General features: G+C 59.4%; 9 protein-coding genes. 6 read left to right on the top strand and 3 right to left on the bottom strand.

Features of this window, described 5'->3' with window-relative positions:
* The 3 genes from der to ACIQVE_RS27855 all read left to right on the top strand — a co-directional run.
* The coding region (gene der, locus ACIQVE_RS27865) for a ribosome biogenesis GTPase Der (protein ID WP_402814828.1) at window positions 1-1,403 on the top strand (1,403 nt) is incomplete at its 5' end.
* Window positions 1,404-1,692: 289 nt separating this feature from the next.
* Complete coding sequence (locus tag ACIQVE_RS27860) at window positions 1,693-2,841, top strand: pyridoxal phosphate-dependent aminotransferase (protein ID WP_402814825.1); 1,149 nt, start codon at window positions 1,693-1,695, stop codon at window positions 2,839-2,841.
* Window positions 2,829-3,620 carry an amidohydrolase gene (locus tag ACIQVE_RS27855; protein ID WP_402814822.1) on the top strand — a complete coding sequence of 264 codons (792 nt, stop codon included), beginning with the start codon at window positions 2,829-2,831 and terminating at the stop codon, window positions 3,618-3,620. The genes ACIQVE_RS27860 and ACIQVE_RS27855 overlap by 13 nt, the downstream gene beginning before the upstream one ends.
* Window positions 3,621-3,805: 185 nt before the next feature.
* Here the strand turns inward: ACIQVE_RS27855 and leuA are convergent, their stop codons facing one another.
* The 3 genes from leuA to xseA all read right to left on the bottom strand — a co-directional run bounded on the left by leuA (window position 3,806) and on the right by xseA (window position 8,166).
* Window positions 3,806-5,485, bottom strand: a complete 1,680-nt coding sequence (gene leuA / locus ACIQVE_RS27850) for a 2-isopropylmalate synthase (protein ID WP_402814819.1) — start codon at window positions 5,483-5,485, stop codon at window positions 3,806-3,808.
* A gap of 476 nt (window positions 5,486-5,961) precedes the next feature.
* Window positions 5,962-6,783: a peptidoglycan DD-metalloendopeptidase family protein gene (locus ACIQVE_RS27845; protein ID WP_402814816.1), complete on the bottom strand. Its 822-nt coding sequence runs from the start codon at window positions 6,781-6,783 to the stop codon at window positions 5,962-5,964.
* A gap of 3 nt (window positions 6,784-6,786) precedes the next feature.
* On the bottom strand, window positions 6,787-8,166 hold the full coding sequence (xseA, locus tag ACIQVE_RS27840) for an exodeoxyribonuclease VII large subunit (RefSeq protein WP_402814813.1): 1,380 nt from the start codon (window positions 8,164-8,166) through the stop codon (window positions 6,787-6,789).
* A 133-nt stretch (window positions 8,167-8,299) separates the two neighbouring features.
* Here xseA and ACIQVE_RS27835 point away from each other — a divergent pair, with 133 nt between their 5' ends.
* The 3 genes from ACIQVE_RS27835 to guaB form a co-directional block, all read left to right on the top strand.
* Window positions 8,300-9,067, top strand: a complete 768-nt coding sequence (locus ACIQVE_RS27835) for a sulfite exporter TauE/SafE family protein (RefSeq protein ID WP_402814811.1) — start codon at window positions 8,300-8,302, stop codon at window positions 9,065-9,067.
* 162 nt (window positions 9,068-9,229) lie between these two features.
* Window positions 9,230-9,778 (top strand): sugar ABC transporter ATPase, encoded by a 549-nt coding sequence (locus ACIQVE_RS27830; RefSeq protein ID WP_402814808.1) that lies wholly within the window; start codon window positions 9,230-9,232, stop codon window positions 9,776-9,778.
* 116 nt (window positions 9,779-9,894) lie between these two features.
* A partial coding sequence (guaB, locus tag ACIQVE_RS27825; RefSeq protein WP_402814805.1) for an IMP dehydrogenase occupies window positions 9,895-11,089 on the top strand: 1,195 nt, incomplete at its 3' end.

Here is an 11,089-nt window from a genome sequence, read left to right as displayed (position 1 = left end):
CCAGGACTCGCGACGCTATCGTCGGCGACTTGTCCGGTCTGACCCGTGATCGCCAGTACGGTGAGGCCAAGTGGCAAGGGCGTTCCTACATTCTTGTCGACACCGGTGGTATCTCCGGTGACGAGCACGGTATGGACGAAAAAATGGCCGAGCAGTCGCTGCTGGCCATTGAAGAAGCAGATGTTGTGCTGTTCCTGGTAGATGCCAAGGCCGGTTTCACCGCCGCCGACCAGATGATCGCCGAACACTTGCGCAAACGTAACAAGCGCTCCTATGTGGTTGCCAACAAGGTCGACAACATCGACCCGGAAATGGCCCGCGCTGAATTTGCTCCGTTGGGCATGGGCCACGCGATTCCTATCGCCGGTGCTCACGGCCGTGGCATCACTCAGATGCTGGAAATCGCCCTGGGTGATTTCCCGAGAGACGAAGAAGAACCGGAAGATGGCGAAGAAGAGATCGTTGCCGAAGGCGAGGAAGCCAAGCGCATTCCTGGCCCGAGCGAAAAGGACGGCATCAAGATCGCCATTATTGGTCGTCCGAACGTCGGCAAGTCGACTCTGGTTAACCGCATGCTCGGTGAAGATCGGGTAATCGTTTATGACCAGCCCGGCACCACGCGCGACAGTATCTACATCCCGTTCGAACGGAATGAAGAGAAGTACACGCTGATCGACACCGCTGGTGTGCGCAAGCGCGGCAAGATCCACGAAGAAGTCGAAAAATTCTCCGTGGTCAAAACCCTGCAGGCGATCAAAGACGCCAACGTGGTGATCTTTGTGATGGACGCCCGCGAAGGTGTGGTCGATCACGACCTCAACCTGTTGGGCTTTGCCATCGAGTCGGGTCGTGCGCTGGTAATCGCGATCAACAAGTGGGACGGCATGACGCCGAGCGAGCGCGACTTCGTAAAGGTTGAGCTGCAGCGTCGTCTGTTCTTCGTTGACTACGCCGACATCCACTTCATCTCGGCACTGCACGGCACTGGCGTGGGCAACCTCTACGCTTCCGTACAGAACTCGTTCAAGTCGGCGGTCACCCGCTGGCCGACCAACCGTCTGACCCAGATTCTGGAAGACGCGGTTGGCGAGCACGCGCCACCGATGGTCAACAACCGCCGGATCAAGCTGCGTTACGCCCACTTGGGTGGTGCAAACCCGCCGATCATCGTGATCCACGGTAACCAGATCGAGAAAGTGCCAAAGTCGTACGTGCGCTATCTGGAGAACACTTACCGTCGTGTGCTGAAGCTGGTCGGTACGCCGATCCGCATCGAGTTCAAGGGCGGCGAGAACCCGTACGAAGGCAACAAAAACACGCTGACCGACCGCCAGGTCAACAGGAAGCGTCGGATGATGTCGCACAGCAAGAAAGCCGACAAGAAGCGCCGCGACAAGAAGTGATCCGAGGCCCTGCACAATTTTGTGTGGGGCTTTTGTGGCGAGGGGATTTATCCCCGATGGGCTGCGCAGCAGCCCCAAAACCTGTGCCCGCGGTGTATCAGTCAACCGCATTCAACGGGTTTGCGCCTGCTTCGCAGCCGATCGGGGATAAATCCCCTCGCCACAGGTATTGCGGTGTTACAAAGAAGAAGGGTGCCATCCGGCGCCCTTTTTTTATGGGCGCCGGATGGGCTATCCTCGGGCTCTCCCGAGCCGTCGTCAGAGCCGGGTGTTGAGCAGGGAACCCCCGATGATCACCAGTAAGCTGCCGAATGTCGGCATCACTATTTTCACGCAGATGTCTCAGCTCGCGGCGCAGACCGGCGCCATCAACCTGTCTCAGGGTTTTCCTGATTTCGACGGCCCACAGTCCCTGCGCGATGCAGTCGGTCGGCATATTGCCAGTGGCCATAACCAGTATTCGCCAATGACCGGCCTGCCGGCACTGCGTGAGCAGATTACGGCGAAGATTGCCCGCAGTTATGGCGTGAACGTGGACGCTGAGAGCGAAGTGACCGTGACGCCCGGCGCGACACAGGCGATTTTTTGTGCGATTCAGGCAGTTATCCACAGCGGTGACGAAGTGATCGTTTTCGATCCGTGCTATGACAGCTACGACCCCGCGACGCAGTTGGCCGGCGGTCGCTGCGTGCATGTTCAGTTGAAGCCCGACGATTTCTCCATCGATTTCGACAAGCTTGCCGCAGCCATAAGCCCGCGAACGCGCATGATCGTCCTCAACACCCCGCACAACCCGAGCGGTGCGCTGATCAGCCGCGCCGAACTGGATCAATTGGCGGCACTGATCCGCGATCGCGACATCTACCTGATCAGCGATGAAGTCTACGAACACCTGGTTTTTGACGGCGTGCCGCATGTCAGCGTGCTGGCCCATGAAGAGCTGTATCAGCGCGCCTTCGTGGTCAGCTCGTTCGGCAAGACCTATCACGTCACTGGCTGGAAAACCGGTTATGTCGTCGCACCGCCAGCCCTGACGGCGGAGCTGCGCAAGGTGCACCAGTACGTCAGTTTCTGCGGCGTCACGCCGCTGCAATACGCCTTGGCCGATTACATGGCCGAGCACCCGGAACATGTTGAAGAGTTGCCGGCGTTCTATCAGGCCAAGCGCGATCTGTTCTGCGATCTGCTGACACCGTCGCGATTCAGTTTTACCCGCGTTACGGGCACCTATTTTCAACTGGTCGATTATTCGCAGATCCGTCCTGACCTCAACGACGTCGAGATGGCCTTGTGGATGACCCGCGAGCACGGCGTGGCGAGCATTCCGATCTCGGTGTTCTACCAGAGCCCACCTGAAGGCCAGCGCCTCGTGCGCCTGTGCTTTGCCAAACGCGAGGAGACGCTGCGCGAAGCGGCGGCAAAACTATGCGTGATCTGAGTGCATTACCCGATCTCAACCTGGCGCTGATCCAGACCAGCCTGGCGTGGCATGACCGTCAGGCCAACTTCGAACATTTCGAGGTGCTGCTGGAGCAGTCGCGCGGCGCGGATCTGATCATCCTCCCGGAGATGTTCACCACCGGCTTCTCCATGGAATCGGAAACCCTCGCCGAAGCCGAGAATGGCCCGACCAGCAAGTGGCTGCGGCTTCAGGCAGCCAAGCTCAATGCGGTGATCACCGGCAGCGTGATCATCCAGGCGGCTGACGGTAGTCATCGCAATCGCCTGCTGTGGGCGCGGCCGGACGGTGAAGTGCTGCATTACGACAAGCGTCACCTATTCCGCATGGCCGGCGAACACAACCACTACACGCCCGGTGAGCGGCAGGTGCAGTTCGAACTCAAGGGGTGGCGGATTCGTCCGCTGATTTGCTACGACTTGCGTTTCCCGGTGTGGAGTCGTGACGCGCAGGACACCGATCTGCTGCTGTACACCGCCAACTGGCCGGGTGCGCGGCGGCTGCACTGGAATCGGTTGCTGCCGGCGCGAGCCATCGAAAATCTCTGCTACGTGGCAGCGGTGAATCGCGTCGGCACCGATGGCAAAGGCTTTGCCTACACCGGTGATAGTCAGGTGCTGGATTTCCAAGGCGAAACTTTGCTGGCGGCGGGGGAGGCGGACGGGGTGTTCAAGGCTGTGCTGGAGGCGGCGCCACTGGCGGCATATCGCGAGCGGTTTCCGGCGAATCTGGATGCGGATACCTTCGAATTCACCTGAGGTTTGCGGTGCCTGACAGGCCGCCTTCGCGAGCAAGCTCGCTCCCACATTGGACCGTGTACAACACAAATCCCCTGTGGGAGCGAGCTTGCTCGCGAAGGGGTCATTGAATTCAGCACAAAACCATCAGGCAAAAAAAGGCCCCGAGGTTCACACCCCGGGGCCTTTTGCGTTTCAGCGGTCGATTAAGCAGCCTTGGCCTCAGGCTGGCTCAACGAGCGGTTCAGCGCACTGAACAGTGCCTTGAAGCTGGCAGTGGTGATGTTTTCATCGATGCCCACGCCGTGAACCGCACGTTCGCCGTTCACTCGCAGCTCGATGTAGGCCGCTGCCTTGGCGTTGGTGCCCGCGCCGATCGCGTGTTCGTTGTAGTCCATGATCTCCACCGGAATCGGCAGGCCGGCCACCAGTGCTTCCAGCGCACCGTTGCCCTTGCCGCGCCAGTGCAGGTTGGTTTCGCCCTGACCCTTGCTCGCCACTTCCACTTCGACGGCGCTGTTGCCGTTTTCTTCTTGCAGGCGATGGCTGACCAGCGCGTACGGGGTGTTGGCTTGCAGGTACTCGCTGATCAACAACGAGTGAATCTGCTTGGCCGTCATCTCCAGGCCCAGACGATCGGTTTCACGCTGCACGACCTGGCTGAACTCGATCTGCATGCGACGTGGCAGGCTGATGCCGTATTCCTGCTCCAGCAAGTAGGCGATGCCACCCTTGCCCGACTGGCTGTTGACGCGAATCACCGCCTCATAGCTGCGGCCAATGTCGGCCGGGTCGATCGGCAAGTACGGCACTTCCCACAAGGCGTCCGGCTTCTGTTGGGAGAAGCCTTTGCGGATCGCGTCCTGGTGGGAACCGGAGAATGCTGTGTGGACCAGATCGCCAACGTACGGGTGACGTGGGTGAACCTGAATCTGGTTGCACTCTTCAACGACTTTGCGCACGCCGTCGATGTCGGAGAAATCCAGCTGAGGATCGAGACCCTGGGTGTACATGTTCAGCGCGACGGTAACGAGATCGACGTTGCCGGTACGCTCGCCGTTGCCGAACAGGCAGCCTTCGACGCGGTCGGCGCCAGCCATAAGGCCCAGTTCGGTGGCGGCCACGCCGGTGCCACGGTCGTTGTGGGTGTGCAGGCTGATGATCACGCTGTCACGACGGTTGATGTTACGACCGAACCATTCGATCTGGTCGGCATAGATGTTCGGTGTCGCGCACTCAACAGTGGCCGGCAGGTTGAGGATCATCTTGTGCTGAGGCGACGGGTTCCAGACCTCGATCACCGCGTCACAGACTTCCTTGGCAAATTCCAGTTCGGTAGCGCTGAAGGTTTCCGGCGAGTATTCGAAGGTCCACTCGGTGTCCGGCTGCATGGCGGCGTATTTGACGAACAGCTTGGCCGCGTTCACCGCGATGGCCTTGATCCCGTCCTTGTCCTGATTGAAGACGATACGGCGGAAGGAAGGCGAAGTGGCGTTGTACAAGTGGACGATGGCTTTCTTCGCGCCGCGCAAGGATTCGAAGGTGCGCTCGATCAGGTCTTCACGGCCTTGGGTCAGCACCTGAATGGTGGTGTCGTCCGGGATGTGGCCTTCTTCGATCAGAGTACGCACGAAGTCGAAGTCGGTTTGCGAAGCCGCCGGGAACGAGGCTTCGATTTCCTTCACGCCCACTTGAACGAGGGTTTTCCAGAATCGCAGCTTTTTCACCGCGTCCATCGGCTCGATCAGCGACTGGTTGCCGTCACGCAGGTCGGAGCTGCACCAGATCGGCGCGGTGTCGATGGTTTTCGATGGCCAGGTGCGATCCGGCAAGTTGATGACGGGGAAAGCGCGGTATTTCGAGGACGGATCTTTGAGCATGCTCATCGGGAAATTCCTTATTGTCTGGGCCGAAAAGAGGCGGCCTGCCGGTACAACGAATGTGTTGGGAAAAGCGTAGGACGAGGCGCCGCGATTCAGCCTGGCAGTCGTGCACTGACGAGGCACAGGCTGCGGTGCTGGCGAAGCTGAATAAGGGTGTGAGAGGTTTTCATGCCTTCAACCCTAACCGCGAGGGGAGAGGTTGGCAAGCAGTCGAAAAAAATTGAGAGGAATACTCGAAAAGCGGGGTTTTGCGCGATTTTATTGTTGGTAAATTGCTAGATCGTTTTGATGTTTGCGCGAGGTTGGAGGGAGGCGCAATCTAGCAAGCTGTAGTTTCTCGAGCTTTTGCATGGCAGTGAGGCCACCTTCGCGAGCAAGCTCGCTCCCACAGGATCAACGGTGTACATAAAATTCATGTTCACACCAATCAATGTGGGAGCGAGCTTGCTCGCGAAGAGGCCGGACGCCTCCATAAAGATTCAGGGCTGAAACGCACCAATGAAAATCGCCGGATCCACCCGCGCATCATTCAGGCTGATATTCCAGTGCATATGCGGCCCGGTCGCCCGGCCGGTTGAGCCAACCTTACCCACCACCGCCCCACGCGACAGCTGATCGCCGACTTTCACGTCAATTTTCGACATATGGCAGAACATGCTGATAAAGCCCTGGCCATGATCGACAAACACCGTATTGCCGTTGAAAAAGTAATTACCGGTCAGGATCACCTTGCCCGCCGCCGGGGTCTTGATCGGCGTGCCCGCCGGCACCGCGAAGTCGAGGCCGGAGTGAGGATTGCGTTCCTCACCATTGAAGAAGCGGCGCACGCCGAATTTGCTCGACAGCGGCCCGTTGACCGGTTTGTCCAGCAACAGATTGCTTGGCGTGTTCGGGCTGAAGCTGCGGTAAGCCTTGATCTGCTCGGCCAATTCACCCTCGATGCGCTTGAGGTTGGCCGGGTTCGGATTGACCTGCTGGGTGTTCTTCAGGGTGATGCGCTGTTCCGGGTATTTCTTGGTGCCGACTGTGAATGGCAGATTGCGTCCACCACTGCTGATCTGCTGTGCGCCGGGCTTGACCGTCAACGGCACACCGACAATCGCCAGCCAGTTGTTCTGTTCTTTCACAACCAATACGGGTTTGCCCTGATAGGTGGCTTTCGGCGGCTGAGCGGCAGCGCCAAGATCAACCACGGCCACACCGCCGGGCACCGGTTTGTTCAGCAGCCGGGTGATGTAACTGTCGGCGTGGGCATTGAAGGTCAGGCACAGCAAAAACAGTGGAGCCAGAAAACGCGGCATGGATCAGTCCAGTAAAGAAAGGGTGACGGGCGTCAGGTGATTGTCTTCGACGCGCACTTGCAGTTCGCCTTCGCCGAGTTTGGCTTTCAGGCGCTGGCCGGTGTGAGTCTGCGCGGCGTTGCGAATCGCGTTGCCGCGTTCGTCGAGCAAAATGCTGTAACCGCGGCCAAGGGTCGCCAACGGGCTGACCACATGCAGCGTCTGCATTTGACTTTGCAGTTGCAGTCGACGGCTTTTCAGACCTTCGCGCATGGCGCGTGGCAGGCGTTCGGCGAGGCTGTCGAGGCGCTGGCGCAACATCGCCAGTTGCCGACCCGGATGCTGCCCGGCGAGGCGGGTTTCCAGGCGGATCAGACGTTCGCGCCGGGTATTGAGCTGGCGCTCGAAAGCCCGGCGCATGCGCATGTCCAGATCATCCAGACGTTGAGCCTGCTGGCGCAGACGCTCGCCGGGATGACGCAGACGACGAGCCATGCCTTCCAGACGCAGACGATCGCGCATCAAGCGGTCACGCATGCGCATCACCAAACGACGATGCAGACTTTCGACCTGACGGATCAGATGGCTGGAATCGGGGGCGAGCAGCTCGGCGGCAGCGGAAGGCGTTGGCGCGCGCACGTCGGCGACAAAGTCGCTGATCGACACGTCGGTTTCATGGCCGATGGCGCTGACAATCGGCGTCACACAGGCATCAACCGCGCGGGCTACAGCTTCTTCGTTGAAGCACCAAAGGTCTTCCAGCGAGCCGCCGCCACGGGCAAGGATCAGCGCATCGAACCCGCGTGCATCCGCAAGCTTCAAGGCGCGGACGATCTGCGCGGTGGCTTCGCGGCCCTGTACGGCGGTGGGTATCAACGTCAACTGCACCTGCGGCGCACGGCGGCGGAACACGCTGATGATGTCGCGGATCACCGCGCCAGTCGGTGAACTGATGATGCCGATGCGCTGCGGATGCGCCGGCAGCGGCACTTTGCGTTCGGCGCTGAACAGACCTTCGGCGCTGAGCTTTTCCTTCAACGCATCGAAGGCCAGGCGCAGCGCACCGTCGCCGGCCGGCTCCACGGTGTCGAGGATCAACTGATAGTCGCCACGGCCTTCGAACAGCGAGACCTTGCCACGCACCTTCACCGCCAAACCGTCCTTCAGCGCCTGACGCACCCGCGCAGCGTTCTGCCGAAACAGCGCGCAACGTACCTGCGCGCCGCTGTCCTTGAGGGTGAAATAGATGTGGCCAGACGCCGGGCGGGCGAGGTTGGAGATTTCGCCTTCGACCCAGATGTTGCTGAACACGTCTTCGAGCAACACCCGCGCGCGGCCGTTGAGCTGGCTGACGGTCAGGACTTCACGGTCCAGGCCAAGTCTTGCAAAGGGATCTTTAATCATGGGGCGCAGTTTAAAGGCATTCGCCTGCCAATCACCATGAGTGAACACAAGGCGATACCGAAACCGGCCTGAATCAACTGCAACTGCGTGGTTTTGGTTAAAGTCACCTCAGGCTTAAAAAGGAAGCAAGTCGATGAGCGTGGCTGGATTGTTGAGTGAGTGGTCGTGGGGGCTGCAAGGCTGGGCGTTTATCGGGTTAGGCATTGTGCTGGCCTATATCGTGTTCGGCATCGCCGGATTTGGCACGGCGCTGGTGGCGGGGCCGATTTTGATCCTGTTCATGCCGCTGTCGAAAATCGTGCCGTTGCTGGTGTTACTGGATTTTGTTGCAGCGTTCGGTAATTTGCTGCCATCGCGGCGTGATGTGGCCAAACCCGAATTGTTGCGGCTGCTGCCGTGCATGGCGGTGGGTTGCACGTTGGGGGTGATTTTTCTGCTCAACCTCAAATCGGATCTGTTGTTGCTGTTGATGGGGCTGTTTATCACGGCCTATGCGGTTTACAGCTTGTGGGTCAAAGCGCGGCCAACGCAGTTGTCTGCCGCGTGGGCGGTGCCGATGGGCACGGTCGGTGGGTTGTTCGGTGCGTTGTTTGGCAGTGGCGGCTTTTTATATGCGATCTATCTCAACAGTCGTCTGCCAAAAGAGGCCGCGCGGGCGACGCAAAGTGCGCTGATCAGTTGCAGCACGGTGGTGCGTTTAAGTCTGTTCGCCATCGCGGGTGTGTATGCCGAGCTACCCTTGTTGATGCTGGCGCTGTGTTTGGTGCCGGCCATGGCGTTGGGTTTGTGGGTTGGTCGGCGGGTGACGCTGCGTTTGTCCCGCGAGGCGTTTGTGCGACTGGTGACGTGGCTGGTGCTGGCAAGCGGGATTGCTTTGATCGTGCGCTACTTCAGCACTTGACCGGATTTCGTCAGGGATTAAGCTGCCGGCCTTTAGGGCCTCTTCGCGAGCAAGCTCACTCCCACATTGATCTCAGTGAACACCTATTCTGTGTATAGCCGAGATCAATGTGGGAGCGAGCTCGCTCGCGAAGGGGTCAGAAGCCATACCGCAGGACTGTCCATGAATTCGCAAAGCATCATCGTCCCGAAAATCTCCACTCTGCCGGTGCACGAGCCCCGGGCACGGGCGATCGTGCGCTGGTTGGTGCGCAAGAACATCATCAAGGAAGAACTGACCACCTGCGGGCGCACTGGCAACCGCATGGCCTACGCGATCGCTGATGGCGCCCGCGCCGTGGTGCTGCACCCCGAAGCGCTGCCGTTCGGCGAGCCGATCAATGGGCTGGAGATTGTCACCAAGCGCTGCATCTTCACCCCGGCCAAAGGTTTTCTCGAAGAAGCCGGCTGCGCCGAATGTCGCCGGGAAATCGGCGAAGCGCTGTTTGATAGCCTTGAGGAGTGGATGCCTGCGCGCACCGATAACTTCACCTGCCCGGAATGCGGGCATGAAGACGACATCAACGGCTTTCTGTTCTTGCAGGAATGTGCGTTCTCCAACCTTGGGTTCATTTTCAACAACTGGCTGGAAGCGGGCTTCAAGCAGAGCTTTATCGACGAATTTGCCGATTGGCTCGATCAACCTGTCTCTTGGGTCAAGGTGGAACTGTAGCGGCCGCCATTCCCGTATATCAGTAACATTGATATTAGGCTGAGTTTTACGTTGAACAGCAGGGGGTGTCTGACTATAATGGCGCGCTTCCATTTTCCCGCTCGGGAGCCCCCGCGATGCTGCGTATCAGCCAAGAAGCTCTGACCTTCGACGACATTCTTTTAGTGCCTGGTTATTCCGAGGTGCTTCCTAACGAAGTCAGTCTTAAGACCCGTCTTACCCGTGGCATCGAACTGAACATTCCTCTGGTTTCTGCCGCCATGGACACCGTTACTGAAGCCCGTCTGGCAATCGCCATGGCTCAGGAAGGTGGCATCGGCATTATCCACAAGAACATGACCATCGAGCAGCAAGCTGCCGAAGTGCGCAAGGTCAAGAAGTTCGAAGCCGGTGTGGTCAAGGATCCGATTACCATCGAGGCTGACGCCACGGTGCGTGATCTGTTCGAACTGACCCGCATGCACAATATCTCCGGCGTTCCGGTGCTGCACGATGGCGACCTGGTCGGCATCGTCACCTCCCGTGACGTGCGTTTCGAAAGCCGTCTGGAAGCCACCGTCCGTGAAGTGATGACGCCTAAAGAGCGTCTGGTCACGATCAAGGAAGGCGCCAGCAAGGACGAAGCACGCGAACTGCTGCACAAGCACCGCATCGAGCGCGTGCTGATCGTCGACGACAAATTCGCCCTCAAAGGCATGATGACTGTCAACGACATCGAAAAAGCCAAAGCCTACCCGCTAGCCAGCAAAGACGACCAAGGTCGTCTGCGCGTGGGTGCTGCGGTCGGTACCGGTAAAGACACCGGTGACCGCGTTGCTGCCCTGGTTAATGCCGGTGTGGACGTGGTGGTGGTCGACACCGCTCACGGTCACTCCAAAGGTGTGATCGACCGCGTTCGCTGGGTCAAACAGAATTTCCCTGACGTGCAGGTGATCGGCGGCAACATCGCCACCGGCGCAGCCGCCAAGGCCTTGGCCGAAGCAGGCGCCGACGCAGTCAAGGTCGGCATCGGCCCTGGCTCGATCTGCACCACGCGCATCGTCGCCGGTGTCGGCGTTCCGCAAATCAGTGCCATCGCCAACGTCGCCGCTGCCCTTGAAGGCACAGGCGTCCCGTTGATCGCCGACGGCGGCATCCGTTTCTCCGGTGACCTGTCCAAGGCCATCGTTGCTGGTGCTTCCTGCGTGATGATGGGCTCGATGTTCGCCGGTACTGAAGAAGCGCCGGGCGAGATCGAACTGTTCCAGGGCCGTTCGTACAAGGCTTATCGCTGCATGGGTTCGATGGGCGCCATGTCCCAGGCTCAAGGCT

It is taken from the genome of Pseudomonas sp. NPDC098747 (assembly GCF_044760045.1).
Classification (GTDB): domain Bacteria; phylum Pseudomonadota; class Gammaproteobacteria; order Pseudomonadales; family Pseudomonadaceae; genus Aquipseudomonas.
Note: the sequence above shows the minus strand (reverse complement) of the source record. Positions and strands in the feature narration are given on the sequence as shown.